We start from the raw sequence: 25,224 nt of genomic DNA on the forward strand, positions 1-25,224 counted from the left end.
CATGCGCCTGCCCGCGTTGACGCTCGCCTACTGGTGCGTGCTGGCCGCGGCGCTCTTGCCCTACGTCGCGGCCTACATCGCGAAGATCGGCAACTTCAGGCTGCGCGACAACCAGGCGCCGCGCGAATGGATGCGCCGCCAGGCCGGCTGGCGCGCGCGGGCGCTTGCCGCACAGAACAACAGCTTCGAGGGCCTTCCCTTCTTCATCGGCGCGGTGGTCATCGCACACCAGCTCGGCGCGGCGCAGGCACGGCTCGACATGCTGGCCGCGGCGTACGTGCTGATGCGCGTCGTCTACATCGCGCTCTATATCCGCGGCTTCGGCACTGCGCGCAGCACGGTCTGGGCGCTTGCGTTCGCGCTCAACGTCGCGATCCTCTTCATCGCCGGCTTCTAGACCGGCGCCCCGCAGCCCGCGGCTGCGAGTCGCCGTTTGGCGGGACCTGAATCCGACGCCCGGTCTTGGAGTCGATAGTGTCAGCTGCAAGGTGCTGCCGGCCTTCCAGTTCGGCGAATTGCCTGATGGGATGATCGAAGACGACCAGGCGGTGAAGGAATGCGTGCTGGCTCACCACGATGGTCCGGCGTTCGCGTCCGACCATCAACCGATGCTGACGTCGCTGCGCACGCGAAGGTCGATCGACAAGCCGTAGACCTCTTCGCCGGATCGCCTGATCAGGCCGTCCCCAAGGCCGGTTGCACGAAGCCAGGAGACGCTGGCGAAGTGGTCTTCCTGATTACGTGGAAACCCGCACGGGATGTTCCCGATGCAGGCAGAAGGTGCGCGCCCCTAAGCTCGATTCGAACAACGAACCCAGAGAGCCCGAGGGCCACACGCATGCTCCACCGCCGAAGCTTCACCATCGCCGCGACCCTGGGTGCCGCATCCATTGCCGTGCCGCTTTGGGTGCGCGCCCAGGCCAAGCTCGAGAAGCCGAAGATTTCCATCGCTGTCGGCGGCAAGGCGGCCTTCTACTACCTCCCGCTCACCATCGCCGAGCAACTGGGCTACTTCAAGGCCGAGGGCCTCGACGTCGAGATCTCCGACTTCGCCGGTGGCGCGCGCGCGTTGCAGGCGGTGGTGGGCGGCTCGGCCGACGTGTGCTCGGGCGCCTACGAGCACACCATCAACCTGCAGGCCAAGAACCAGGTCTTCCAGTCCTTCGTGCTGCAAGGCCGCGCACCGCAGATCGCGATCGGCGTGTCGACCAAGAACATGGCGGGCTACAAGGGCATTGCCGATCTCAAGGGCAGGAAGATCGGCGTGTCGGCGCCGGGCTCGTCCACCAACATGGTGGCCAACCTGGTGCTCTCGCGCGGCGGGCTCAAGGCCAGCGACGTGAGCTTCATCGGCGTGGGCGTGGCGGCCGGCGCGCTGACAGCATTGCGCTCGGGCCAGATCGACGCCATCAGCAACACCGACCCGGTGATGACCATGCTCGAGCAGAAGGGCGACGTGAAGATCATCAGCGACACGCGCACCCTGAAGGGCACGCAGGAGGTGTTCGGCGGCCCGATGCCGGCGGCCTGCCTGTACGCGCCGGCCGAGTTCGTCCAGAAGCATCCCAACACCTGCCAGGCGCTGGCCAACGCGATCGTGCACGGCCTCAAGTGGCTGCAGACCGCGGGGCCGGGCGACATCATCAAGACCGTGCCCGAGACCTACCTGCTCGGCGACCGCGCCCTCTACCTCGCCTCTTTCGACAAGGTGCGCGAGGCGATCGCGACCGACGGCATCGTGCCTGCCGAGGGCCCGAAGACCGCGCTGGCTGCGATTGCCAGCTTCGACCCCGCTGTGAAGGCCGACAAGATCGACCTGGCCAAGACCTACACCAACGACTTCGCGCGACGTGCGAAGGACCGCTTCAAAGCCTGAGTTGCCGCTTTCGCGACCCGGCTCCGGCCGGGTCTTTTTTTCTGCCCATGCCCGCTGACTCCGACCACGCGCTCGAACTGCTCGACATCAGCTGCACCTTCCGCTCGAAGGACGAGCGCGGCCAGCGCTACACCGCGGTGGCTGGCACCTCGCTGCGCGTGCGCGCGGGCGAGTTCGTCTCGGTGGTCGGGCCCACGGGCTGCGGCAAGTCGACGCTGCTCAACGTCGGCGCCGGCCTGCTCGAGCCGTCCTCGGGCACGGTGAAGGTCTTCGGCCAGCCGCTTTCAGGCACCAACACCCGCGCGGGCTACATGTTCCAGACCGAGGCGCTGATGCCCTGGCGAAGTGCGCTGGGCAACGTGATGCTCGGCCTGCAGTACCGCGGCATGCCCGATGCGCAGGCGAGGGCGCTGGCCGAGCAGTGGCTGGCGCGCGTCGGGCTGGCGGGCTTCGGCGACCGCTATCCGCACGAGCTCTCGGGCGGCATGCGCAAGCGCACGGCGCTGGCACAGGTGCTGGCGCTGGATCCGGACATCATCCTCATGGACGAACCTTTCAGCGCGCTCGACGTGCAGACGCGGCAGCTGATGGAGAACGAGGTGCTCGACCTGTGGGCTGCCAAGAGAAAAGCGGTGCTCTTCATCACGCATGACCTCGACGAGGCCATCGCGATGAGCGACCGCGTGGTGGTGCTCTCTGCCGGCCCCGCCACGCATCCGATCGGCGAATTCGTCATCGACCTCGCGCGCCCGCGCGACGTGGCCGAGGTGCGCACGCATCCACGCTTCGTCGAACTGCACACGCAGATCTGGAGCGTGCTGCGCGACGAGGTGCTCAAGGGCTATGCGCAGCAATTGAAGAAGGCCGCCTGATGAGGCTGCGGCCGAACGAAGGCAACGCGCGCGGCTGGCAGCTCGCGCTGCTGGTGGTGCTGCTGGCGCTGTGGCATCTGGTGTCGCGCGACACCCAGGTCGCCTTCTTCCTCGGCGAGCCGGTCAAGGTGGCGGGTCGGATCTGGAGCTGGTTCCTGCCGATCGCGATCGCGCCGAACACGCTCTTTCCCGACGGCCTTTCCGGCCGCGCCGACATCTACCTGCACCTCGGCGTGACGCTGCTCGAGACCGTGCTGGCCTTCGGCATCGGCACCCTGCTGGGGCTGGCCTGCGGGCTGTGGCTCGCACTGGCGCCCACCGCCAGCCTGATCCTCGACCCCTACATCAAGGCCGCGAACTCGATGCCGCGCGTGATCCTGGCGCCCATCTTCGCGCTGTGGTTCGGCCTGGGCATCTGGAGCAAGGTGGCGCTGGCGGTCACGCTGGTGTTCTTCATCGTGTTCTTCAATGTCTACCAGGGGGTGAGGGAGGTCAGCCCGGTGGTGCTGGCCAACGCGCGCATGCTGGGTGCGAGCCGGCGGCAGCTGCTGCGCACGGTCTACCTGCCGAGTGCAACCAGCTGGGTGTTCTCCAGCCTGCATACCTCCGTGGGCCTGGCCTTCGTCGGCGCCGTGGTGGGCGAATACCTGGGCTCGGCGCGCGGCGTGGGCTACCTGATCCTGCAGGCCGAAGGCACCTTCGACGTCAACACGGTGTTCGCCGGCATCGCGGTGCTCACCGCCTTCGCGCTGTTGCTCGATGGCGTGGTGGGCGTCATCGAGCGCCGGCTCATGAAATGGCAGCCGAAGAGCGGGGAGACGGAGAAGCTCTGAGAGCCTGCCTCGCACCGTTGCAGCGCCGTGCCTGCGCGGCCCCGGGCTACCGCTTTTTCTTGGAGGGCGTGCCGCCGCGCTTCTCGCGCACGATCTTGCTCGACGGGCCCGATCGCGCTGCCGGTGTGTTCTTGGCGGCGCTGGTCTTGACGACCCCGCCGCCGCGCTTGCTGGTCAGCACGACGGTGCTGTCATGCCGGCCGCGCGCCGCGACGCCCCGGCCGACGCGCGCCGCGCGGGCGGCCCGCACCGGCAGGTAGACCACCACCGATCCGCCGCGCTGGAAGACATGGCTGGTCTTGACGTCGTTCCATTCGGCGACGCTGGCGGGGCTGAGCCTGTAGCGGCGGGCGATGCTCGCCACGCTGTCGCGGCGCCCCGCCTTGACGGTGGTGCGGCGGGTCACGAGCTCGGGCTGGAAGCTCAGGTGGCCGGTGTCGGCGACGGTGGCCTGCACGTCCTCCTGCACGCGCGCGCCGCGCGGCACGATCAGCGTCGAGCCGGCCTTGATCAGCATGCGCGGCGGCACGTTGTTGATGGCGCGCAGGTCGGCCTCGCTCATGCCCGAGCGCTGGGCGGCGTCGGCGACCGTCATCGTGGAGGGCACGGTCCAGGCGGTCCAGCTCGCGTACTGGCCTTGGGTGTATGCCTCGAAGTTGCGCTGGAACACGGCGGCGTTGTCCCACGGCAGCAGGATCTCGGGCGTGCCTGCGGCCAGCAGCACCGGCTTGTGGGCGGACGGATTGAGGGCGCGGAAGTCCTCGATCTTCACGTCGGCCAGCTTGGCGGCGAGGGCGACGTCGAGGTCGCGCTTGAGCGTGACTGTCTGGAAGTAGGGGTGGTTGGCGATGACCGGCAGGTCGGCGTTGAAGCGCTCCGGGCTGGCGACGATGTTCTTTACCGCCTGCAGCTTGGGCACGTAGTAGCGGGTCTCGGCCGGCATGTTGAGGTCGGTATAGCCGGTGGGCAGGCCGGCGCGCTGGTTCCTGGCGATGGCGCGGCCCACGCTGCCTTCGCCCCAGTTGTAGGCGGCCAGCGCGAGGTGCCAGTCGCCGAACATGCCGTAGAGCTTCTGCAGGTAGTCGAGTGCCGCACGGGTGGAGGCAATGACGTCGCGGCGGTCATCGCGGAAGACGTTCTGCTTGAGGTCGAAGTCTGTGCCCGTGGCGGGCATGAACTGCCACATGCCGGCGGCCTTGGCGCTGGAGACGGCCTGCGGGTTGAAGGCGCTCTCGATGTAGGGCAGCAGCGCCAGCTCGGTGGGCATGTCGCGGCGTTCGAGTTCCTCGACGATGTGGAAGATGTAGCGGCTGGAGCGCTCGGTCATGCGCTGCATGTAGTCGGGCCGGCTCGCATACCACTGCTCGCGGTCGCGCACCAGCTCGGTGTCGAGGTCGGGCATCTTGAAGCCGCGGCGGATGCGGTCCCACATGTCGGCCGGCGGTGCGAGCGTGACGACGGAGCGCGACCGGGTGGTGCCGGAGGTGATGGGGGTCAGCGGCCCGCCGGGATAGACCGGGGCCGCGGCGGGGCTGGACGCGGTGGACGGGGTGGACGCAGTGGACGCAGTGTCGACGGGGGTCGAGGGAGAGGAACCCGTCCCGGTGGTGCTCGCGCAGCCCGCGAGCAGCAGCGAGCCGGCAAGGCAGGCAGCTAGGATGAATTTCATCGAAAGTCGTTTTTCCATTGGCGCAGTGCGGCGAAGACCTCGGCCTCGCCGCTGTGCGGGGAGAGGCTGGCTTGCGCGCGGACTGCTTGCAGGACGGCGGCTTCGCGGCTGCGAAGAAAGGGGTTGATCTGGCGTTCGGTGGCGAGCTGCGAAGGCAGCGTCGGCTCGCCGCGCGCACGCAATGCCTCGCACTGCGCCGTGTACTGAGTCAGCACGGTGTTGCCGGGTTCCACGGCGTGTGCGAAGCGAAGGTTAGCAAGTGTGTATTCGTGGGCGCAGCACACGCGGGTTTCGCCGGGCAAGGCGGCCAGCGCGTCGAGCGAAGCCAGCATCTGCGCGGGCGTGCCCTCGAAGAGCCGGCCGCAGCCGCCGGAGAACAGCGTGTCGCCGCAGAAGACGAGCGGGGCCGGTGCGCCGGCCGCGGTGTTCGCCGCATCGGCCGGCAGGAAGTACGCGATGTGGCCTGCCGTGTGGCCCGGCACCTCGATCACCTCGAAGCGAAGGCCAAGGACCTCTGCATGATCGCCCTGTGAGAGGCGCGTCAGGGGCTCGGGAATCGCTTCGCGCGCAGGGCCGAAGACCGGCACGCCAGTGGCGTCGCGCAGGGCCGCGACACCGCCGGTGTGATCGGCATGATGGTGCGTGACTAGAATCGCGGCCAACTGCAGATTGCCGCGAGCGAGCGCATCGAACACCGGCGCGGCATCTCCCGGGTCGACCACGAGCGCGTTGCGCCCATCCTGCAGCATCCAGATGTAGTTGTCGGCGAAGGCGGGCAGTGGAACGAGCTTCATGAGCGGTCAAATTATAGGTTTGCACGAGTGGTTCCAGACCCCTCCCGGCCGCTACCTGCTGGCGTGGGAGCAGTCGCATTTCGACCAGGCGGTGGCGGACGTCTTCGGCTACCACGCGCTGCAGCTCGGCGTGGCCGAGGTCGACGGCCTGCGCACCAACCGCATGCCGCACCGCTGGCTGGCCCTGGACGACCCCGCGGCCGCCGCAAGTGCGGCGCTGGTCACCGACTTCACGGCGCTGCCGTTCTCGGCCAACAGCCTCGACCTGGTGGTGCTGCCGCATGCGCTGGAGCTGAGCCACGACCCGCACGGCACCTTGCGCGAGGTAGAGCGCGTGCTGGTGCCGGAGGGCCGCGTGGTGATCTGCGGGCTCAACCCGGCCAGCCTGTGGGGCATGCGCCAGTGGCGTGCGCACATGTATCGGCGGCTGGGTTTCGGCGAGCTGTTCCTGCCCGACTCGGGCGACTTCATCGGGTACAGGCGCATGCGTGACTGGCTGCGCCTCCTGAGCTTCGAGGTCGAATCGGGCGACTTCGGCATCTATCGGCCGGCGGTGCGCAGCGAGGCCTGGCTCGAGCGCTGCCGATGGTTCGACACCCTCGGCGAGCGCTGGTGGCCGATCTTCGGCGCCGTGTACTTCCTGGTCGCGGTCAAGCGGGTGCGCGGCATGCGGCTGCTGTCAGCCGACTGGCGCCGCGCGGCGCAGCGCGCGAGCGCGCCGGTGCCGATCGCCGGCAAGGTGCACCGGGGCCATCACCACCCACATCATCGATCACGACAACGACAAGGAAGCGGTTCTTGACCGAAGTGCAGATCTACACCGACGGTGCCTGCAAGGGCAACCCGGGCCCCGGAGGCTGGGGCGCCTGGCTCAAGTCGGGAGCCACCGAGAAGGAGCTTTTCGGCGGCGAGCTCAACACCACCAACAATCGCATGGAGCTCAAGGCGGTGATCGAGGGCCTGCGCGCGCTCAAGCGGCCCTGCAAGGTGATCCTCTACCTGGACAGCCAGTACGTGCGCATGGGCATCACCGAATGGGTGCGCGGCTGGAAGGCCAAGGGCTGGCTGACCTCGACCAGGCAGCCGGTGAAGAACGTGGAACTGTGGAAGGAGCTGGACAAGCTGGTGTCCGAAGGCGGCCACCAGATCGAATGGCGCTGGGTGCGGGGCCACTCGGGCGATGTCGGCAACGACCGTGCCGACATGCTGGCCAACAAGGGCGTGGAGCGGGCGCTCGGGCGGCTCTAGAGTCCGCCCGGCCGCGTGACGAGGCGCTCCGGCGCCTCCAGCACCTCGCCCATGCGGGCGCGGAACAGCAGCTCGTCGGTGTAGCGCAGGCGGCGGCTGATTTCTCGGCCGATGTTCATCTGGATCAGCGCGAACTGCACGGCATCGTGCTCGAACAGGCGAAGCAGGTTGTCGGGCGTGATCCGGATGGCGCTGCAGTCCTCGTCGGCACGGATCGACGCGCTGCGCGGGAACAAGTCCAGGAGAGCCATCTCTCCGAAGCAGTCGCCCGGCCCCAGCCGGCGCAGCAGCAGGCGCTGGTCCTCCCAGCTCTTCGATACGGTCACACGGCCGCGCTCGAGCACGTACATGCCGTCGGCCAGGTCGCCCTCGCGGCAGAAGTAGTCGCCGGCCGCGACCTCGATCACCGGCGCGGGCTCGAGCAGGAACTCGATGGCCGCGGCGTCGATGGCGCCGAAGATCGGCATCTGCTGCATCAACTCGATTCTGGCTGCGAGCATGCGCGTCTCCTGCGCGGGCTGGGACCGCGATCCTGGATCTAGATCACGCCTTCGAACATCATCACGTCGACCAGGTCGCCTGCGGCGACGCTGTCCTGCGCGTGGTGCAGCACGACCAGGCCATTGGCCTCGACCATCGAGCTGAGCACGCCGGAGCCCTGGTTGCCGGCGATGCGCACCTCGGGCAGCGAGCCCGGTTGCGGCTCGACCCGGCCGCGCTGGTATTCGGTGCGTCCCGGCTTCTTGCGGATCGCATCGACGCTCCTGGCGCGCAGCAGTGGCGGCGGCGCGCAGCCCTTTTCGTGGCAGCCCATCATGCGCAGCAAGGCCGGCCGCACGAAGGCGAGGAAGGTGACCATCACGGCGACAGGGTTGCCGGGCAGGCCGAACAGCACGGCCGTGCCGCCGGCCGCGCGCTGCCTCGGAATGAGGCCCACCGCCATCGGCCGGCCCGGGCGCATCGCCACCCGCCAGAAGGCCATGTCGCCCTGTTGCTGCATCACGGCGCGCGTGTGGTCGGCCTCGCCGACGCTGACGCCGCCGCTGGTGATGATGGCGTCGGCCTCGGTCGCGGCGCGGCGCAGCGTGGCGGCCAGCGCGGCGGGGTCGTCGCGCACCAGGCCCAGGTCGATCACCTCGCAGCCGAGGCGGGTGAGCAGGCCGAACACCGTGTAGCGGTTGCTGTCGTAGACCGCGCCTTCGCGCGGCAGCTCGCCCAGGCTCAGGATCTCGTCGCCGGTCGAGAAGTAGGCCACGCGCAGGCGGCGCAACACCGGCACCATGGGCAACCCGAGGCTGGCCACCATGCCCAGCGCGGCGGGCGACAGGCGTTCGCCACGCAACAGGGCGGGCTGGCCCTGCTGCAGGTCCTCGCCGGCCAGGCGGCGGTTGTCGCCGCGCCGCAGGGCCTTGGCGGGAAAGCGCACCTGTTCGCCGTCGACGAAGCAGAACTCCTGCGGGACCACGGTGTCGAGGCCGGCCGGCATCACGGCGCCGGTCATGATCTTGACGGCGTCGCCCGGCGCCAGCGGGCCGCGCCAGGCCGTGCCGGCGAGCGCAGTGCCCACCACGCGCAGGCTCACCGAGGCGTCGCTGGCGGCATCGGCCGGCAGCAGGGCGCCGTCGAAGGCGAAGCCGTCCATGGCCGAGTTGTCGTGCGGCGGCACGCTCACGGGCGAGATGATGTCCTCGGCCAGCACGCGGCCGAGCGCGTCGCGCAGCGGGATGTTCTCGCTCTGCGTGACCACCGCCGATTGCGCGAGCCGGGCCAGGAAGCCCTGCACCGCATCGACGCCGAGGGCCTTGGGGTCGTAGCCGGCCAGTTCGGCAGCGATCTCGGCAATGCGGCTCATCGAATAACCTCCGCCCAGCGGGCTGCGGTGCTATTCGCCTTCGGAGCGGCCGTGCGGCTCATGAAGATAGGACTCAGCGACGCTGGCTTTCGAGCGTGTGCAGCTCGGCCAGCGTGTTGGCGTTGAAGAAGGCACCCGGCGCATCGCCCGGGCGGTCGAAGGGCACCAGCGCCGTGCGGTGCTGGGCAGTCCAGCGGTCGATCTTGCGGCCACCACCCTGCGTGAAGCGCACCAGGCTTTCGAGCAGGTTGGCGCGCAGCAGGCAGAACACGGGCTGGGGCCGCAGGGCTGAGGCGCCGTCCGCTTCGGCCGCGGCTTCGGGAGCGTTGACCATCGCGATCTCGGCGTCGTGCGCCAGCAGCGCCTCGCCAAGGCGGGCGGCCAGGTCGAGGGGGAACAGCGGCGTGTCGCAGGGCACCGTGAGCAGGTAGGGCGTCTCGCAGCGCTCCAGCCCGGTCAGGAAGCCCGCCAGCGGCCCCGCATAGTCCGCAAGGCCATCCGGCCAGACCGGCACGCCGAAGGATTCATAGGCCGCGATGTTGCGGTTGGCGTTGATCATCAGCTCGCCGACCTGCGACTGGAGCCGCATCAGCGCGTGCAGCGCGAGCGGCGTGCCGTTGAAGTTCTGCAGGCCCTTGTCGATGCCGCCCATGCGCGAGCCGCGGCCGCCAGCGAGGACGAGGCCGGTGATCTCGCCGGCAGCGATGGCAGTGGAAGCGCTCATCCGCCGATGTAACTCATCTCGACACGACGCGCGCCGCCGCCCGCCTCCGTGTCGGGGCCGCGCAGCGCGCGCAACTCCGAGTAGCGGTCGGCACGGCCCTGCCAGACATGGCCGATTGCGGAGGCGATCCGGGCATCGTCGGCGTCGCCGCGCAGCAGCGGCCGCAGGTCGTGCCCGCTGGTCGCGAACAGGCAGAGGTAGAGCTTGCCCTCGGTCGACAGGCGCGCGCGGGTGCAGTCGTGGCAGAAGGCCTGGGTCACGCTGCTGATCACGCCGATCTCGCCGCCGCCGTCGCGGTAGGCCCAGCGCTGGGCGGTTTCGCCCGGGGCCGTCGCGTCGAGCGGCACCAGGGGAAACGCTTCGGCGATGCGCTGCAGCACCTCGGCCGAGGGCAGCACCTCGTCCATGCGCCAGCCGTTGGTGGCGCCGACGTCCATGTATTCGATGAAGCGCAGCACGACGCCGGTGCCGCGGAAGCGCCGCGCCATCGGCAGGATCTCCTGCTCGTTGGTGCCGCGCTTGACCACCATGTTCACCTTGATCGGGCCTAGCCCGGCGGCGTGCGCCGCATCGATGCCGGCGAGCACCTGGGCCACCGGGAAGTCGACATCGTTCATGCGGCGGAACACGGTGTCGTCGAGGCCGTCGAGGCTGACGGTCACGCGCTGCAGGCCCGCGTCCTTGAGCGCCGCGGCCTTGCGGGCGAGCAGGGAGCCGTTGGTGGTGAGCGTGAGGTCCAGGGGCTTGCCTTCGGGCGTGCGGATCGCCGCCAGCTGCTCGACGAGCAGTTCCAGGTTCTTGCGCAGCAGCGGCTCGCCACCGGTGAGCCGGATCTTGCGCACGCCGTGCGTGGCGAAGATGCGCGCCAGCCGGGTGATTTCCTCGAAGCTCAGGAGCGCGCTGTGCGGCAGGTACTGGTAGTCCTTGTCGAAGACTTCCTTGGGCATGCAGTAGCTGCAGCGGAAGTTGCACCGGTCGGTGACGCTTATGCGCAGGTCGGTGAGCGGACGCGAGCGCTGGTCTAGCAGCACGCCGGTCGCCGCCACCACGTGCTCGGGCAGCGCCGCGCCGCGGGGCGCGCGGCCGATCTGGGAGACGGGGACGATGTGCTTGCTGCTCATTCGGAAGGGCAATTTACCCCATTGCGGGGCTTGGCGCCCCTCTGCCGCTGAATAGAGGCTTGATCAAAGCGGACATCCGCGCCCGTTCCCTGGGCCTACACGCAGCGCGCGCCGTCCACCTCGATGCAGACGCCGCTGATGAAGGCGGCCTCGTCGCTGGCCAGGTACAGCGCCGCATTGGCGACGTCGAGCGCGGTCGAGAAGCGGCCGAGCGGGATGCTGGCGAGGAACTTGGCCTTGCGCTCCTCGGTGATCGGGCCGCCGGCGAACTCGGCCGCGAGGCCGGTGTCGGGGTTGAACACGGGGTTGATGCAATTGACGCGGATGTTGTCCGGCCCGAACTCGGCGGCCAGCGACTTGCTGGTGGTGATCACCGCGCCTTTCGAGCCGTTGTACCAGGTGAGGCCCGGGCGCGGACGCACGCCGGCCGTGGAGGCGATGTTGATGAAGGCGCCGCCGCCATTGGCGCGGAAGGCCGGCACCGCGTGGATGGTGGAGAGATAGATGCTCTTCACATTGACCGCGTAGCAGCGGTCGAACTCGTCCTCGCCCACTTCGAGGGCCGGGCGGTTGCGGTGGGTCCAGCCCGCGTTGTTGACCATTACGTCGAGCTTGCCGTGGCGCTGCACGGCGGCGGCAACCAGGGCCTGGACCTCGGCCGACTTCGTGACATCGGCCGCGAAGAAGGAGGCCTTGCCGCCCGCGCGCAGGATGGCCTCGACCACCTGTTCGCCGAGCGCGGCGTTGATGTCGTTCACGACGACCTGCGCGCCCTCGGCTGCCAGGCGCTTGGCAATGCCTTCCCCGATGCCGCCGCCGGCGCCGGTCACGATGATGGATTTGTCTTTGACGCGCATTCCTTGTGTCTCCAGGGGGTGGGAAGAAACGGGCAAGTGTAGGCACCCCCGTCCGCACTGCCTTGTAGCCGTTTGTTGCAGGTCGCCTCTGTCCTTCAAGAAGCCCTCTCTTCGACGGTTCCCTGCGTCCGACGTTGATGGAGCGAGGACACGGTCCCGTCCCATCCGCTGTTAGAGAACCTTGGCTTTCGCTTCAGGCTTTGGGCTTGGCGCTCTTCGACTCGCCCTGTCCATGCTTGGAACCTTCTGGTGGAGGGCAACCCTCAACGCCTCATCCACTGCCTGCTGCAGACGCAAGAGCCCGAAGGAAACATCTGTAAACGCTCCGTTGACAAAAAACGCCGGTCGAGCCCTCACCGGTATGCCCTCCGCTACGGCAACTTGGTGTCTTACCCTCGACAAGTGCACATGGGTGTCCATCTCGTCGTCGAACCGGTGGACATTCAGCCCAATGTGCGCGGCATAGTCGCTCAAGCAATCCCTGTCGAGCCTTCGCTGGTTTCGGAAGAGCAGGTCGTGCATCTCCCAGAACTTTCCTTGAGCGGCGCCCGCCTCCGCCGCTTCCGCCGCGAGCTCGGCTTTCGGATGGACCTCCCGCAGAGGAAAATGTCGGAAGGCAATGCGCAGTTGCGGACTGTAATGTGCGAACACGATCTTCAATGCCGCGTGTGCCTGTCCACACAAGGGGCACTCGAAGTCGCCGTATTCAACGATGTCAACCATGGCGTCCGCTGCGCCCAGGACGTGGTCCACTGGGTCGCAGGGAGCGAGGAGATTTGTCGAAAGTGCTTTCTTCATGAAGTCATCCTGCCCACACCAAACAACTCGAGGAGGCGGCCACGCCGAGCGCGGCAGCGCCCAGGCACGAGCGCCTGGGCAAGAGGGCTGCATGAGACATTCAAGCCCTCGCGGGTCAGAGAGGCCCCGGGCGTAGTCACTGGAGCGCTTCAGCCACGCCGCGTGCGGCGGTGGCGCGCGCTTCGGCGCGAACGGCCTGGCGATCGACCGCACCTGGGAAGACACTGGCAACGCCCGCGCCGGCGCTGTCGCCGAACGGGTTTCCCGCACGCGCGGCGGTCAGCGCTTGTGCGTGCACGTTTGTCTTGTCGATCTGTCCGCCGAGCGCAGGCGCAACACCTGCGTAGGCACCCTCGCGGAAGGGATCGGGCGCGTGGGACGTAGCAAGCGCTTGGGCCTGCACTTCGGCACGGCTCGCGGTGGATTTGAACTGCAGCACGCCGTGGTATTGCTCCGCGTTGGCATTCACCGCGAACAGGCAGGAGAGGGCGGCGGCAGCGATGATCGGAGAGAGGTTCATGACGGTTTCTTTCGCAAGTTGAGAAGGGTGGAGGAGCCGGGTGGGTGGCCTCGGGAAGCGAGGCATGAGACTCGATGCGCAAGCGCGCCGCGCACTGGTCGAGTGGCGACAATGCGCGAAGGCGCTGGACTCGCTGCCGCGCGGAGATCATGTGGGCAGGGAGTTGCCGGACTGTTCCACGAAGAGATGGTCCGCATACCAGTCGGGCCAGTTCACATCGTGCTCCCCGCCCGCGCTCTTCTCATGCTCTCCATGTGCCGCGGCCGTCCGCCGCAGCGCGGCGGCCAGTTCCGACGGAGAGGTGAACGCCACGACGCCCGTGTCGAGTCGGCCCGGGAGGCGCGAGGTGACCTCCTGCAGCAGCCATCCGTTGCCGTCAGGATCGTTGAAGGCCGCATAAGAGGAGTACGTACGCCGCTCGGGGTGCGGCCCTGGCCCTGACTCCTCTCCCGGTACCCTATGGAAGATCTCGCCCACACTGACACCGCGCCGAAGCAGATCCGACCGTGCCGCCTCGATGTCCGACACCGCGAGAAAAAGCCCTTGGCAGGAGCCTGGAGGGGCGGGCGTGGCGCCCATTGCGACATGCACCGAGCATGAAGACCCTGGAGGGGTGAACTGCAGGACGTGGAATGCCTCGCCCATCTTCACATCAGCATCGAGCCGCCAGCCGAGGTTCTCGTAGAAGCGCTTGGCGCGCTCGGCGCTGGATACGGGGATGGTGACGACTTCGAGTTTCAAGTCGATCCGCCGCACGTCGGGCGCAGCTGGTTCAGTTTGTCCGGGCTGGTGGGTAGCGCTCATATGAAGCTCCTTGGTTAAGGGTGCCTTGGAAAAGTGGCACGCCCCGGTGTTGATCACAGCAGAGGGGCGGCGTAGGAGCAATTGCACGGTGGTGGGAGGGCCGGGTACGACCATGGTGCAAGCGGAGAGTGGCGAGCCAGTGAGAGGGTGCCGGAGGATGCATCGCCCAAGCTTCTTCCTCTCGAGCCACACGCGCCGTCCTGCAGGGCCTCAGCGTCCACGGGAAGCCAATGACTTCTTCGCCCCTTGGCTCAACCCCCAGGTAATCCTCTGTCCGATGCCACCTCCCTGAAGCGTGTCGAAGATGACTGTCTTGCCTTCACGATCGCTTGGAGAACGCCATGAATCATCAGTCACTTCGTCGGCGGCATTCCATGAGCGCCGCCTTGGCATTGGTGTCCGTGGCATGGATTGCCGCTGGCTGCGGCCAAGAGGAGCCGCCACAGGCCAGCGCCCCACCACAGGTTTCGGTCGCATCGGCCCTGGAGCGCGAGGTGCAGGAGTTCGATGAGTTCACGGCGCGCCTGGAGGCGCCCGACACTGTCGAGATACGCGCACGCGTTGCAGGTGCTCTCTACGCCGTGCATTTCCGAGAAGGCCAGATGGTCAGGAAGGGCGACCCCTTGTTCACCATCGACCCGCGTCCGTTCGCTGCCGAGGTGGCGCGCCTGGAGGCTCGACTAGGGACAGCACGCACCCAGGCCGAACTGAGCAAGAGTGACCTGGCGCGCGCCGAGAAGCTGATCCAGATCCAAGGTGTCAGCCAGCAGGAGATCGACCAGTTGCGCGCCGGTGCGCGCAACGCGCACTCCGACATCCAGGCCGCAGAAGCAGCGCTGACCCACGCTCGGTTGAACCTTGAATTCACCCGCATCACCGCACCTGTGGCGGGCCGCACCTCGCGTGCCAACATCACGCCGGGCAACCTTGTCAGCGTCGGCGATCCCGTGTTGACGACCCTGGTGTCGAGTGACAAGGTCTATGCCTACTTCGATGCCAGCGAGGCAACATACCTCAAGTACGTGAAGGCGGCACGCGACGGCACACGGCCTTCCGGGCGTGACGTGCCCAATCCCGTGATGATGGGGCTGGCCGACGAGGAGGGATTTCCGCACAAGGGACACCTGGACTTCGTCGACAACCGGCTCAACCCGCTCACGGCATCGATCCGGGGGCGCGCAGCATTCGACAACCAGCAAGGGCACTTCACGCCGGGCCTTTTCGCTCGCGTCAAGCTGATCGGCAGCGGCAGCTACAAAGCCACACTGGTGCCCGAGCGTGCCATCACGACGGACCAGACGCGCAAGATGGTGCTCGTCGTCGGCGAGAACGACATCGTTCAGCCGCGCGAGATCAAGCTGGGCGCGCTCATCGAGGGCATGCGCGTGGTCGCGGGTGTCACGGCCGGCGAGCGGGTCATCGTGGACGGCTTGTTGCGGGCCCTGCCTGGTGCGCCGGTGACGCCGCAGTCGCTTGCTGTTGACGACAAGGGCATGCCTCTGCCGGCAAGCGTCCGTGCCGCGGGAGGCGCCCCCTCCGCAATGGCGCAGAACTGAGAGGTGCAGCATGGACATCTCGCGCTTCTTCATCGAGCGCCCCCGCTTTGCAGCGGTGCTGTCGATCTTCATCTTCCTGGTCGGACTGTTGTCGATCTTCCAGTTGCCGGTCTCCGAGTATCCCGACGTGACGCCGCCGCAGATCGTCGTGCGCGCCCAGTTCCCCGGCGCCAATCCGCGCGTCGTCTCGGAAACTGTCGCCACGCCGCTGGAGGAGCAGATCAACGGCGTGGAGAACATGCTGTACTACGAGAGTCAGGCCACAGCCAACGGCTCCCTGAACCTGACGGTCACCTTCCGCATCGGGACCAGCCCCGAGCAGGCCGAGACTGCGGTGCAGAACCGCGTCAACCGTGCCTTGCCCCGTTTGCCTGAGATCGTGCGGCAGATCGGCGTGATCACCGAAAAGCAGTCCCCGAACCTGACCATGGTCGTGCATATGGTCAGCCCCGACCAGAGCCGCGACACCCTCTATCTGCGCAACTACGCCCACCAGCAGGTGCGCGACGAGCTGTTGCGGATTCCAGGCATGGGCTCGGTGATGTTCTTCGGCGGCGGCGACTACGCCATGCGCATCTGGTTGGATCCGCAGAAGCTCGCCGGCAGCAACATGACGGCCGGCGACGTGGTGGCGGCCGTGCGCGAACAGAACGTCCAGGTGGCCGCCGGGGTGGTGGGGGCGCCACCCTCGCCCAGGGGCACGGAATTCCAGCTTGCGGTCAATACCCGGGGCCGCCTGGTGCGCGAGGAGGAGTTCGCCGACATCATCGTGCGCACCGACCCGGCCACCGGTGCCCTGATCCGCATCCGGGATGTCGGGCGCGTCGAGATCAGCTCCAACTCCTACGCGGTGGGCAGCCTTATCAACAACAAGGAAGCCGCGGCCATCGGGATCTTCCAGGCCCCCGGCTCCAACGCACTCGAGGTCTCCGAGAGGGTGCGCGCCACCATGGCGCGGCTGAAGGCCGACTTTCCGCAGGGGGTGGACTATGCGATCGTCTACGACCCTACGCGCTTCGTCCAGATCTCGATCGATAAAGTGGTGCACACCCTTGTCGAGGCGGTGTTGCTGGTGGTGCTTGTGGTGATCCTGTTCCTGCAGACCTGGCGCGCCTCGATCATCCCGCTGCTGGCCGTACCGGTGTCGATCGTCGGTACCTTCGCCGTGCTGCTGGCCCTCGGCTACTCGATCAACACGCTCACCTTGTTCGGTCTGGTGCTGGCGATCGGCATCGTGGTCGACGATGCGATCGTGGTCGTCGAGAACGTCGAGCGCAATCTGGAAGACGGGCTGACGCCGCACGATGCCTCGGTCAAGGCCATGCGGGAGGTCAGCGGGCCCATCGTCGCGATCGCGCTGGTACTGTGCGCGGTGTTTGTTCCGCTCACCTTCGTGCCGGGCCTGTCGGGACAGTTCTACAAGCAGTTCGCCGCGACGATCGCGATCTCCACCGTGATTTCCGCCATCAATTCGCTCACACTGTCTCCTGCGCTCGCGGCCATCCTGCTGAGGCCGCACGACGCGCCCAAGGATGCCGTGATGCGCGTGATGGACCGGCTCTTCGGCCGCTTCTTCCGCTGGTTCAACCATGCCTTCCACCTCGGCAGCGAGAACTACAGCCGCGGCGTCTCCGGCCTGCTCAAGCGAAAGTCGATAGCCCTGGCCGTCTATGCCGGTCTGCTGTTGGCTACTGTCGTGCTGATCTCGCGTATTCCGAGCGGCTTCGTTCCGGCACCCGACAAGCAATACCTGATCGGCATCGCTCAACTTCCTGCCGGCGCCACGTTGGAGCGGACCGAACGGGTGCTTCGGGAAATGACCGAGATCGCGCTGAAGGTCCCCGGCATCGTGGATGTGACGAGCTACCCCGGGCTGTCGATCGCAGGCTTCTCCTCCGCACCCAACGAAGGCGTGCTGTTCTTTCTGCTCGCTCCGTTCGAGGAACGCCGGTCGCGAGAGCTCTCGAAGGAAGCCGTTCTCGCCCGCGTCAACGGTGCCATCCAGGCCATCCAGGGCGCTCGCATGTTCGTCGTGCCGCCGCCTGCCGTGGACGGCCTGGGGAATGCCGGAGGCTTCAAGTTGCAGGTGCAGGACCGAGGCGGGCAGGGGGAGCAGGCGCTGTTCGCTGCCGTCCGGGACACGCTCAGACCCATCTACGCCGACCCCGCATCCAGCATCGGCACGCCCTATTCGAACTACGACATCAACGTGCCGCAGCTCTTCGCCAATGTGGACCGCACGAAGGCCAAGCAGATGGGCGTGGCGCTGCAGGACATCTACGACACGCTGCAGATCAACCTGGGCTCGCTCTACGTCAACGACTTCAACCGCTTCGGCAAGACCTACCAGGTGATCGTCCAGGCCGACACCGGTTATCGGACGCAGGCCCGGAGCATCATCGATCTGAAGACGCGCAACGGTCGCGGCGAGATGGTGTCGTTGGGTGCGCTGATGCAAGTCGAGCCGACTTTCGGACCCACCCGTGTGACTCGCTACAACGGCTTTCCTTCAGCCGACATCAATGGTGCGGCCAAGCCGGGCGTCTCCAGCAGCCAGGCCGAAGGCGAGATCGAGCGCCTGCTGAAGAACATCCCGCGTGGGATGAGCTACGAGTGGACGGAGCTGTCCTACCAGGATCGGCTGACACGCGACGTCGCCGTGCCGGGTCTCGGCGTCAAGATTCCGACGCTCACCGTTGTGCTGCTCCTGTCGGTGATCCTGGTCGTGCTGGTACTTGCGGCCCAGTATGAGAGCTGGAGCCTGCCCCTGTCGATCGTCCTCATCGTGCCAATGTGCATCCTGTCGGCCCTGTTCGGCGTGTGGCTGTCGCACCTGCCACCGTTCGGCCAGGTGGGCGACCTGAACCTGTTCACCCAGGTGGCCCTGGTCGTGCTGGTGGGGCTGGCCTGCAAGAACGCCATCCTCATCGTCGAATTCGCCAAGGAGCTCGAAGAGCGCGGCAAGCCGATTGTGGAAGCCGTGATCGAGGCTTGCCGGCTGCGCCTGCGCCCGATCCTGATGACCTCGATCGCATTCTGTGCAGGCGTCATCCCGCTGATCCTGGGCAGCGGCGCAGGCAGCGAGATGCGCCGTGCCATGGGCGTCGCGGTGTTCTCCGGGATGGTCGGGGTGACGTTGTTCGGCATCTTCCTCACGCCGCTGTTCTACGTGCTGCTGCGCAAGAGCACCGAGAAACAGCGCGCGGATGCCGCAGAGCTGCGCCACCAGATCGATGCAGCTGCCCACCCCTTTCACCCGGGCGTGGACGACGCATTGCCGCCCCAGACGCATGGTGCGAAATGAAAACCCTGACCATCCTTGCGGTAGTTGCGTTCCTGTCTGCCTGTTCCCATGCGCCCAACTACAAGCTCTACGAGCCGCCGTCGACCCCTGGCTTTGCCAATCGGCCCGACGAAGCGGCCCAGGAAGAACCCGCGGCGGAATTCTGGCGCGGTTTCCAGGACGCACAACTCGACGCTCTTGTTGCGCGTGCGCTCGGGGCCAATGCCGACCTTCGCATCGCTGGCGCGAACCTGCGCGAGGCGCGCGCGCTGGCGCAATTCGCCGAAGCGCAGCTGCTGCCCGCCGTCGACGTGGCTGCCGGCGCGGGGCGCGTGCGAGCCCCCGACGCCGCGGGGAACCCTCGAACGAACCACGCCTACGCGGTGGGCTTCGATGTGAACTGGGAAGTGGACCTGTTCGGGCGCCTGGGTGACGAGCGCCGCGCCGCCGTGGCGGACGTGACGGCCAGCGAGGCCGGCCTGCACTTCGTCCACCTCAGCGTGAGCGCCGAAGTGGCGCGCATCTATTTCGAACTGCGCGGCCTGCAGGAGCGATTGCGCGTGGCCTACGCATCGCTGGAAACCCGGCGATCGGTGCTGGAGCTGGTCAAGGCTCGGCACGACGCGGGCCGAGGCACGGCATTCGACGCCGAGCGCGCGCGCGTCCTGGTGCAGTCCGCCGCAGCCAGCGTACCGGCGCTGGAGGCGGCCGTGCTTCGAGCACGCTATCGCCTGAGCAGGCTGTGCGGTGAACAGCCGACGGCCCTCGACGTCGAGCTGAGCGTGCCCAAACCGTTGCCTGGGCTCAAGAGCGTGGCCCTGGGGGGCATCGGCTCGCCGGAAAGTCTGCTGCGTCGCCGTCCTGACATCCTGGCGGCGGAGCAGCAGGCAGCCGCCGCAGCCGCGCGAGTCGGCGTGGCGCGCGCAGAGCTCTTTCCCCGGATCACTCTTGGAGGGACGATCGGGCAGAACGCGCTGACGCTCGGCAATCTTGGCGATGGCGCGTCCTATGCGTATAGCCTGGGCGCGCGGATGGTCTGGAACCTGCTCGACTTCGGCCGCATTCGCGCCCGGATCGCTGCGGCTGATGCACGTGGCGACGCGGCGATGCTCGTCTACGAGCGCACAGTGCTCACCGCGCTCGAGGAAGCAGAAGGTGCGCTCGCGACCTACACGCGCAGCCAGCGGCAGGCCGAGCACCTGTATGACGCCGCTCGCGCCGCTGAGAGCGCAGCGCTGATCGCACGCGAGCGCTTCACTGCCGGTGTGAGTGATTTCCTGCCTGTTCTTGATGCCGAACGCGAAATGCTGTCCGCGCGCGACCAGCTTGCCCAAGCCCAGACTGCGGCCGCCACCTCGCTCGTGGGCGTCTACAAGGCACTAGGAGGAGGCTGGCCGTCTTAGCCAGCGCCGGCCAGCTGACGAGCGGGCCGGGCACCGTGCAGTGCCGGCCTATGGCGAGCCCGGAGGAACGAGCATCTCGAACTCGTGTCGAAAGTGCCTGATCATGGCGCGTACCGGTGCAGCGGCTGAATCGCCGAGCGCGCAGATCGTACGACCCTGGATGTTGTCGCACAGCGAGTTCAGCAAGGCCAAGTCCGAGGCCTTGCCCTTGCCCTGGTGAATGCGGTCGATGATTCGCCACAGCCAGCCCGACCCTTCGCGGCACGGCGTGCATTGGCCGCAGGACTCGTGCATGTAGAAGTAGGACAGCCGCTTCAGTGACTCCACCATGGAACGGCTGTCATCGATCACGATCACCGCCGCCGAGCCCAGCATCGAGCCGGCCTTTGCAATCGCATCGAAGTCCATTGTCAGCTCCAGGGCAACTTCCCCGGGAAGTACCGGGGAGGAAGCACCGCCAGGAATCACGGCCTTGAGCTTTCGCCCGCGCCGCACGCCGCCAGCCAGTTCAAGCAGCTCGGCAAAGGGTGTGCCCATCGGGATCTCATAGTTGCCGGGCAGCTCGACGTCACCGCTGACGGAGAAGATCTTGGTGCCACCATTGTTGGGTAATCCGCATTCGAGATAGGCCGAGGCGCCGTTGCGGATGATCCAGGGGACCGCCGCGAAGGTCTCAGTGTTGTTGATCGTGGTGGGTCTTCCATACAACCCGAAACTTGCTGGAAACGGCGGCTTGAAGCGAGGCTGGCCACGCTTGCCCTCGAGCGACTCGAGCATGGCAGTCTCCTCTCCGCAGATGTAGGCACCGAAGCCATGTGTTGCATGGAGCTGGAAGGCAAGGCCGCTGCCCAGGATGTTGTCGCCCAGGTAGCCTGCTGCACGGGCTTCAGCGAGCGCTGCCTCGAAGCGCTCATAGGCGTTGAAGATCTCTCCATGAATGTAGTTGTAGCCGACGCTTGCGCCCATTGAGTACGCCGCGATGATCATTCCTTCTATCACGATGTGCGGGTTGTACAGGAGGATGTCACGGTCCTTGAAGGTTCCCGGCTCTCCCTCGTCCGAGTTGCATAGGAGGTACTTCTGACCGGGAAACTGCCGAGGCATGAAGCTCCACTTCAGCCCCGTCGGAAAGCCGGCGCCGCCGCGTCCGCGCAGGGCCGATGCCTTGATCTCGGCGATCACATGGTCGGGCGTAAGGCCGCCCTCGAGGATCATGCGCAGCCCCTGGTACCCGCCGCGCAGTTCGTAGTCGCCCAGGTGCCAGTTGCTGCCATTCAGGCCAGCGTAGATCTGGGGCTTGATGTGGCGGCCATGGAAGCATGTCTGGATACCTGTCGCGCTGAACTGCGACAGCAGCTGGTCGGGATTCATCGTGACGAGCTCGCACGTTGATCCGCGTCGGACGGGTTGGCGCCGGTGGCATTTCCAGCATGCACATCGGTGTTCGATAGGTCGAGGCTCAGCTTGATGGCGAGGGCATCCGACATGCGCGCGGCTTCGAAGCCCATTGCGCGCGCCAGCGATCGCATGGCGAAGTTGGTGGAAAGCGCAATCCCGCTCAGGTTGCGAACGCCGTGAGCTCGAGCCGCGGCGATCAGCCTCGTCATCAGCTCGCGTCCCAGTCCGCGGCGCTGCCAGGCGTCGGCTATCACGATCGCGAAATCCGTCTCGTCGGGGGACTGCATCACGTAGCGAGCCACACCGACAAGGCGTTCGCCGTTTGGCCCTTTGTCGATGGCCACGATGGCGCCTTCACGCGAGACATCGATCGCGCTCCAGCGCCGCAGTTCGTCCTCCGTCGGCGTACGTCCGGACAGCAGCCGCTTGTAGCCGGTGTCCTGCGACAGATGCTTCACGAATTCCCGCAGGAGCGGAAGATCTGCGGGGTGGATCGGACGCAGATGCAGCGAGCGCAAGCGCATCTCGACACCTGAGATCGGAGAGGCAGGTTCGCTGCGCATGGCAGATCCTCCAGATTCAGAGCACTGTAGGGGCTGCGACGTGCGTCAACTCTGCGTAAGGTAGCGATCGGCCCTCGCAGCCTGGTGCACGGCGCGCGCATCCGGGCCGATGACATCCACCGGCGCAGCGTTGTCGAGCCACCCGTTCGGGCATGCAAACCATAGGGCGGCTTCCCAGTCGCCCAGCACGGGTACCAGCTCGCGGATCACGTCCACGACAGGTGGACGGAGTGTCATCGTGTGCGCGTCGAACTGAAACAAGGGCAGCATCGTGCGCGATTGCCAGCGGAAGCTCAGGACGTCATGGCTGACGATCCAGCGTGCGAGCACCGAGATCGGCTGGTCCGTACGTCTGGAAAGCCGTGCCGTGACCTCGTCGGATCTCGCGATGCCTCCGCTGGCACGGAAGGCGTGTTCCATCACGCGGTACTGGTGTTCCCTTGCCGACAACTGCACCCCGGGCGAGCCGCGCCGTGCGGACGGCGGGCGCGTCGATGAGAGGATCGGACCACGCTCCGGATGCAGGGAGAAATCGCTCATGGCAGCTCCATCGGGTTGCGTCGCGTACCTGTCGGATTGCAGCGAACAAATACGCAAGACATGAGCGAAATATCGCCGGATCGTCCGCGACTGGCTATCGGACGATGGTGTCGGTGCGCGATGTGAAGACTCTGCCTGCGCCGCAAGCGGTGAGCATCGCTCAGCCTTCTTGCGAAGCGTCGGCGCGCACCCTTGCTGCCATCGTCACCAGTTCGGCCAGCGAACGGGCGTTCATCTTCTGCATCACACGCCCTCTGTGCGCCTTCACGGTGATCTCGCTGATTCCCAGCTCTGCGCCAACCTGCTTGTTGAGGAGGCCGGTGACTACCAGGTCCATGACTTGCCTTTCCCGGGTGCTCAGCGCCAAGTAGCGTCTGCGCAGTCCCGTCTGCAACACCTCGTGGTCAATCGCGGTACGGCTGCGCTCGATGGCGTTGCAGATCGCGCGGAGAAGCACATCGTCGTTGAAGGGCTTGGTCAGGAACTCTTCCGCTCCGGCCTTCATGGCGCGTACGGTCGTCGGTATATCGGCGTATCCGGTGACGAAAATAATCGGCATGCTCGACCGGTGAGCGGCGATGCGTTCCTGAACTTCGAGGCCGTTCAGATCTGGGAGGTTCACGTCCAACAGGAGGCAACTCGCCGTTGTTGTCGCAGGACGGGCAAGGAACTCCGTGGCCGAGGCAAAGGCCTCCGCGTTCCATCCCTGCGACTGGATCAGCAGGTCGAGCGATTCGCGCACCGAAACGTCGTCATCGACGATGTAAACGGTTGGCTTGGCGTCGGACGTCATGATGGCCTCGCTTCCTGTGGACCGGATCGCCGGGCTCCTTCGCTGCATGCTGCTCGTGCTTGCTTGCCGCGCATTGAAGGAGCGGCCGCCCCCGGCCCTTTCCGACCCGCCAATGATGCGCCTGCAAGCTCCGGCGCTGCTGGGGGGCCATCCGGCCTTTCATCGCTGCCGCTCCGGGCAGCATGCGCGCAGCGAGCTTGAACGTAAATAGTTCTTTGGTTGTAGATTGCCCCGAGGCAGGTCCATCCTTCTCGGTGGCATGGGAAGAGCGCGTCATCGAATCGACCAGGTCGAGCCGCTTCCGCGTCAGTGATCGTGGCGCAGGTAGGTGGCCCGCTTCGGCAGACGCAGGCTCACCAGGAAGACGACCGTCATCATCCCGGTCACGTACCAGTAGAACGCCCCCTCGTGGCCCACCGACTTGAGGGCGAGCGCGACGTACTCGGCCGATCCCCCGAAGATGGCATTCGCGATCGCGTACGAGAGACCCACTCCCAGGGCACGGATGTCCGGCGGGAAGAGCTCGGCCTTCACGATGCCGCTGATCGACGTGTAGAGGCTGACGATGGTGAGTGCGACCAGTATCAGCGCACCTTGCGCGTACGGGCTGTCGAATCGTTGAAGCCCGGCAAAGACGGGTACCGTCGCCGCAGTGCCGAGCGCGCCGAACAGGAGCATGCTCGTACGTCGTCCAATGCGGTCCGACAGTGCGCCGAAGAGCGGTTGCATGCACATGTAGATGAATAGGCAAACGGTCATGACGCCGCTGGCCGTCCGAATCGACAGTCCTGCCGAGTTGACGAGGTACTTTTGCATGTAGGTCGTGAACGTATAGAAGATCAGCGATCCGCCCGCCGTATACCCGAGGACTGTCAGAAAGGCCGCACGGTGCCGTTGCAGGAGCTCGGTGATCTGTCCCGCGGTCCGGGTGCCGCGCGATTCCGCCGTGGAAGTCTCGTGCAATGTACGGCGCAGGATCATTGCAACCAGGGCGCCTACCGCTCCGATGAAGAACGGAATGCGCCAGCCCCATTGCCTCAGTTGGCTTTCGTCAAGCACCTGCTGCAGCAGGATGACGACAAGGACTGCTGCCAGCTGGCCGCCGATGAGGGTGACGTACTGGAAGGATGAAAAAAATCCACGGCGGCCACGCAGCGCGACTTCGCTCATGTAGGTCGCGGTTGTGCCGTACTCGCCGCCCACGGACAGCCCTTGAAGGAGGCGCGCGATGAGAAGAAGAAATGGAGCCCATCCACCGATGCTGGAGTACGTCGGCAAGCAGGCAATCACCAGGGACCCTCCACACATCATCACGACGGCGATCAGCATGGCAGTCTTTCGGCCACGCCGGTCCGCGATCCTTCCGAACAGCCAGCCGCCGATGGGGCGCATGAGAAATCCTGCTGCAAATACGCCGGCAGTGTTCAGTAGTTGTGCAGTCGGATCGGAGGCGGGAAAGAAGGCCGGTGCGAAATAAATGGCACAGAAGGCATAGATGTAGAAATCGAACCACTCCACGAGGTTTCCCGAGGACGCCGCCGCGATAGCGAAGATGCGCTTTCGCTTCTCTTCGCGCGAGTAGCCAGGAAACGCGTGTTCCGGCGGCATCATGCTCATGGCCACCCCCACTTGCGAGCGACGAGAGAGCTTCCTCGATTGGGCAGGGGGAATGCTGTGCGCATGTGCAACCCGCATCGGGCGGCACAAACCCCGGAAGGAA

General features: G+C 66.6%; 25 protein-coding genes. 10 read left to right on the plus strand and 15 right to left on the minus strand.

The features are described from left to right. Position 1: 1 nt before the first annotated feature. The 5 genes from APY03_RS38960 (at position 2) to APY03_RS38975 (ending at position 3,581) form a co-directional block, all read left to right on the plus strand. Positions 2-397, plus strand: coding sequence for an MAPEG family protein (locus APY03_RS38960; RefSeq protein WP_068686070.1), 396 nt, complete (start codon positions 2-4; stop codon positions 395-397). A 91-nt stretch (positions 398-488) separates the two neighbouring features. Then, positions 489-653 (plus strand): hypothetical protein, encoded by a 165-nt coding sequence (locus tag APY03_RS42235; protein WP_157103533.1) that lies wholly within the window; start codon positions 489-491, stop codon positions 651-653. 185 nt (positions 654-838) lie between these two features. Then, positions 839-1,876, plus strand: coding sequence for an ABC transporter substrate-binding protein (locus tag APY03_RS38965; RefSeq protein ID WP_068686072.1), 1,038 nt, complete (start codon positions 839-841; stop codon positions 1,874-1,876). Positions 1,877-1,923: 47 nt separating this feature from the next. Beyond that, positions 1,924-2,748, plus strand: coding sequence for an ABC transporter ATP-binding protein (locus APY03_RS38970; RefSeq protein WP_068686074.1), 825 nt, complete (start codon positions 1,924-1,926; stop codon positions 2,746-2,748). After that, entirely contained in the window at positions 2,748-3,581 is an 834-nt protein-coding gene (locus APY03_RS38975; protein ID WP_068686076.1) for an ABC transporter permease, read from the plus strand. Before APY03_RS38970 ends, APY03_RS38975 begins: the two co-directional genes overlap by 1 nt. A gap of 46 nt (positions 3,582-3,627) precedes the next feature. Here the strand turns inward: APY03_RS38975 and APY03_RS38980 are convergent, their stop codons facing one another. Further along, on the minus strand, positions 3,628-5,250 hold the full coding sequence (locus APY03_RS38980) for a transglycosylase SLT domain-containing protein (RefSeq protein ID WP_068686078.1): 1,623 nt from the start codon (positions 5,248-5,250) through the stop codon (positions 3,628-3,630). Beyond that, the gene (gene gloB, locus APY03_RS38985) at positions 5,247-6,044 is read right to left on the minus strand and encodes a hydroxyacylglutathione hydrolase (RefSeq protein WP_068686080.1); all 798 of its coding nucleotides are present in this window, start codon (positions 6,042-6,044) and stop codon (positions 5,247-5,249) included. Before gloB ends, APY03_RS38980 begins: the two co-directional genes overlap by 4 nt. Positions 6,045-6,063: 19 nt before the next feature. Between gloB and APY03_RS38990 the strand changes: the two genes are divergently transcribed. Both APY03_RS38990 and rnhA read left to right on the plus strand, forming a co-directional pair. Further along, on the plus strand, positions 6,064-6,846 hold the full coding sequence (locus APY03_RS38990) for a class I SAM-dependent methyltransferase (protein ID WP_068686082.1): 783 nt from the start codon (positions 6,064-6,066) through the stop codon (positions 6,844-6,846). Then, on the plus strand, positions 6,843-7,292 hold the full coding sequence (gene rnhA / locus APY03_RS38995; RefSeq protein ID WP_068686084.1) for a ribonuclease HI: 450 nt from the start codon (positions 6,843-6,845) through the stop codon (positions 7,290-7,292). The genes APY03_RS38990 and rnhA overlap by 4 nt, the downstream gene beginning before the upstream one ends. Here rnhA and APY03_RS39000 read toward each other — a convergent pair. The 8 genes from APY03_RS39000 to APY03_RS39035 form a co-directional block, all read right to left on the minus strand. After that, positions 7,289-7,792 carry a Crp/Fnr family transcriptional regulator gene (locus tag APY03_RS39000; protein ID WP_068686086.1) on the minus strand — a complete coding sequence of 168 codons (504 nt, stop codon included), beginning with the start codon at positions 7,790-7,792 and terminating at the stop codon, positions 7,289-7,291. The two genes, rnhA and APY03_RS39000, sit on opposite strands and share 4 nt — an antisense overlap. A 38-nt stretch (positions 7,793-7,830) precedes the next feature. Continuing rightward, the gene (gene moeA / locus APY03_RS39005) at positions 7,831-9,144 is read right to left on the minus strand and encodes a molybdopterin molybdotransferase MoeA (protein WP_068686088.1); all 1,314 of its coding nucleotides are present in this window, start codon (positions 9,142-9,144) and stop codon (positions 7,831-7,833) included. A 73-nt stretch (positions 9,145-9,217) separates the two neighbouring features. Further along, entirely contained in the window at positions 9,218-9,868 is a 651-nt protein-coding gene (gene mobA, locus APY03_RS39010) for a molybdenum cofactor guanylyltransferase MobA (RefSeq protein WP_068686090.1), read from the minus strand. Further along, complete coding sequence (gene moaA / locus APY03_RS39015) at positions 9,865-10,989, minus strand: GTP 3',8-cyclase MoaA (RefSeq protein WP_068686093.1); 1,125 nt, start codon at positions 10,987-10,989, stop codon at positions 9,865-9,867. The genes mobA and moaA overlap by 4 nt, the downstream gene beginning before the upstream one ends. Before the next feature lie 95 nt (positions 10,990-11,084). Then, positions 11,085-11,846, minus strand: a complete 762-nt coding sequence (locus APY03_RS39020) for an SDR family oxidoreductase (RefSeq protein WP_068686095.1) — start codon at positions 11,844-11,846, stop codon at positions 11,085-11,087. Between the two features lie 171 nt (positions 11,847-12,017). Further along, positions 12,018-12,644, minus strand: a complete 627-nt coding sequence (locus APY03_RS39025) for a DsbA family protein (RefSeq protein ID WP_068686097.1) — start codon at positions 12,642-12,644, stop codon at positions 12,018-12,020. 136 nt (positions 12,645-12,780) lie between these two features. Continuing rightward, positions 12,781-13,164: a hypothetical protein gene (locus APY03_RS39030; RefSeq protein ID WP_068686099.1), complete on the minus strand. Its 384-nt coding sequence runs from the start codon at positions 13,162-13,164 to the stop codon at positions 12,781-12,783. A 147-nt stretch (positions 13,165-13,311) separates the two neighbouring features. Next, positions 13,312-13,968: a VOC family protein gene (locus APY03_RS39035; protein ID WP_068686101.1), complete on the minus strand. Its 657-nt coding sequence runs from the start codon at positions 13,966-13,968 to the stop codon at positions 13,312-13,314. Between the two features lie 341 nt (positions 13,969-14,309). Between APY03_RS39035 and APY03_RS39040 the strand changes: the two genes are divergently transcribed. Genes APY03_RS39040 through APY03_RS39050 form a run of 3 tightly spaced genes read left to right on the plus strand, consistent with a single transcriptional unit; the run spans position 14,310 to position 20,210 of the window. Continuing rightward, positions 14,310-15,524, plus strand: a complete 1,215-nt coding sequence (locus APY03_RS39040) for an efflux RND transporter periplasmic adaptor subunit (protein WP_068686103.1) — start codon at positions 14,310-14,312, stop codon at positions 15,522-15,524. Positions 15,525-15,534: 10 nt separating this feature from the next. After that, positions 15,535-18,828, plus strand: coding sequence for an efflux RND transporter permease subunit (locus APY03_RS39045; RefSeq protein ID WP_068686105.1), 3,294 nt, complete (start codon positions 15,535-15,537; stop codon positions 18,826-18,828). Next, a complete protein-coding gene (locus APY03_RS39050; protein ID WP_068686107.1) occupies positions 18,825-20,210 on the plus strand; it encodes an efflux transporter outer membrane subunit in 1,386 nt (461 codons plus the stop codon). Before APY03_RS39045 ends, APY03_RS39050 begins: the two co-directional genes overlap by 4 nt. 48 nt (positions 20,211-20,258) lie before the next feature. On the opposite strand, the gene nuoF is transcribed toward APY03_RS39050, so the two are convergent. From nuoF to APY03_RS39075, 5 genes are all read right to left on the minus strand, one after another. Further along, a complete protein-coding gene (gene nuoF, locus APY03_RS39055; RefSeq protein ID WP_068686109.1) occupies positions 20,259-21,581 on the minus strand; it encodes an NADH-quinone oxidoreductase subunit NuoF in 1,323 nt (440 codons plus the stop codon). Further along, positions 21,578-22,171 (minus strand): GNAT family N-acetyltransferase, encoded by a 594-nt coding sequence (locus tag APY03_RS39060; protein WP_068686112.1) that lies wholly within the window; start codon positions 22,169-22,171, stop codon positions 21,578-21,580. Before APY03_RS39060 ends, nuoF begins: the two co-directional genes overlap by 4 nt. Before the next feature lie 45 nt (positions 22,172-22,216). After that, entirely contained in the window at positions 22,217-22,711 is a 495-nt protein-coding gene (locus APY03_RS39065; RefSeq protein WP_068686114.1) for a hypothetical protein, read from the minus strand. A gap of 160 nt (positions 22,712-22,871) precedes the next feature. Next, positions 22,872-23,504, minus strand: coding sequence for a response regulator transcription factor (locus APY03_RS39070; protein ID WP_068686115.1), 633 nt, complete (start codon positions 23,502-23,504; stop codon positions 22,872-22,874). A gap of 306 nt (positions 23,505-23,810) precedes the next feature. Continuing rightward, positions 23,811-25,121, minus strand: a complete 1,311-nt coding sequence (locus APY03_RS39075) for an MFS family transporter (protein ID WP_068686118.1) — start codon at positions 25,119-25,121, stop codon at positions 23,811-23,813. Between the last annotated feature and the right edge of the window lie 103 nt (positions 25,122-25,224).

This window comes from Variovorax sp. WDL1 (assembly GCF_001541225.1).
Classification (GTDB): Bacteria; Pseudomonadota; Gammaproteobacteria; order Burkholderiales; family Burkholderiaceae_C; genus Variovorax.

Excerpts from the sequence above, each read along its gene's own strand:
- APY03_RS39050 (WP_068686107.1), top strand. The coding sequence starts at position 18,825 with ATGAAAACCCTGACCATCCTTGCGGTAGTTGCGTTCCTGTCTGCCTGT.
- APY03_RS39030 (WP_068686099.1), bottom strand. The coding sequence starts at position 13,164 with ATGAACCTCTCTCCGATCATCGCTGCCGCCGCCCTCTCCTGCCTGTTC.
- APY03_RS39020 (WP_068686095.1), bottom strand. The coding sequence starts at position 11,846 with ATGCGCGTCAAAGACAAATCCATCATCGTGACCGGCGCCGGCGGCGGC.
- APY03_RS39040 (WP_068686103.1), top strand. The coding sequence starts at position 14,310 with ATGAATCATCAGTCACTTCGTCGGCGGCATTCCATGAGCGCCGCCTTG.
- APY03_RS38960 (WP_068686070.1), top strand. The coding sequence starts at position 2 with ATGCGCCTGCCCGCGTTGACGCTCGCCTACTGGTGCGTGCTGGCCGCG.
- gloB (WP_068686080.1), bottom strand. The coding sequence starts at position 6,044 with ATGAAGCTCGTTCCACTGCCCGCCTTCGCCGACAACTACATCTGGATG.
- APY03_RS39060 (WP_068686112.1), bottom strand. The coding sequence starts at position 22,171 with ATGCGCAGCGAACCTGCCTCTCCGATCTCAGGTGTCGAGATGCGCTTG.
- APY03_RS38965 (WP_068686072.1), top strand. The coding sequence starts at position 839 with ATGCTCCACCGCCGAAGCTTCACCATCGCCGCGACCCTGGGTGCCGCA.
- APY03_RS39035 (WP_068686101.1), bottom strand. The coding sequence starts at position 13,968 with ATGAGCGCTACCCACCAGCCCGGACAAACTGAACCAGCTGCGCCCGAC.
- APY03_RS39065 (WP_068686114.1), bottom strand. The coding sequence starts at position 22,711 with ATGAGCGATTTCTCCCTGCATCCGGAGCGTGGTCCGATCCTCTCATCG.
- APY03_RS39000 (WP_068686086.1), bottom strand. The coding sequence starts at position 7,792 with ATGCTCGCAGCCAGAATCGAGTTGATGCAGCAGATGCCGATCTTCGGC.
- nuoF (WP_068686109.1), bottom strand. The coding sequence starts at position 21,581 with ATGAATCCCGACCAGCTGCTGTCGCAGTTCAGCGCGACAGGTATCCAG.
- APY03_RS39075 (WP_068686118.1), bottom strand. The coding sequence starts at position 25,121 with ATGAGCATGATGCCGCCGGAACACGCGTTTCCTGGCTACTCGCGCGAA.
- moaA (WP_068686093.1), bottom strand. The coding sequence starts at position 10,989 with ATGAGCAGCAAGCACATCGTCCCCGTCTCCCAGATCGGCCGCGCGCCC.
- APY03_RS39025 (WP_068686097.1), bottom strand. The coding sequence starts at position 12,644 with ATGAAGAAAGCACTTTCGACAAATCTCCTCGCTCCCTGCGACCCAGTG.
- moeA (WP_068686088.1), bottom strand. The coding sequence starts at position 9,144 with ATGAGCCGCATTGCCGAGATCGCTGCCGAACTGGCCGGCTACGACCCC.
- APY03_RS38980 (WP_068686078.1), bottom strand. The coding sequence starts at position 5,250 with ATGAAATTCATCCTAGCTGCCTGCCTTGCCGGCTCGCTGCTGCTCGCG.
- APY03_RS38970 (WP_068686074.1), top strand. The coding sequence starts at position 1,924 with ATGCCCGCTGACTCCGACCACGCGCTCGAACTGCTCGACATCAGCTGC.
- APY03_RS38975 (WP_068686076.1), top strand. The coding sequence starts at position 2,748 with ATGAGGCTGCGGCCGAACGAAGGCAACGCGCGCGGCTGGCAGCTCGCG.
- APY03_RS39045 (WP_068686105.1), top strand. The coding sequence starts at position 15,535 with ATGGACATCTCGCGCTTCTTCATCGAGCGCCCCCGCTTTGCAGCGGTG.
- APY03_RS39070 (WP_068686115.1), bottom strand. The coding sequence starts at position 23,504 with ATGACGTCCGACGCCAAGCCAACCGTTTACATCGTCGATGACGACGTT.
- mobA (WP_068686090.1), bottom strand. The coding sequence starts at position 9,868 with ATGAGCGCTTCCACTGCCATCGCTGCCGGCGAGATCACCGGCCTCGTC.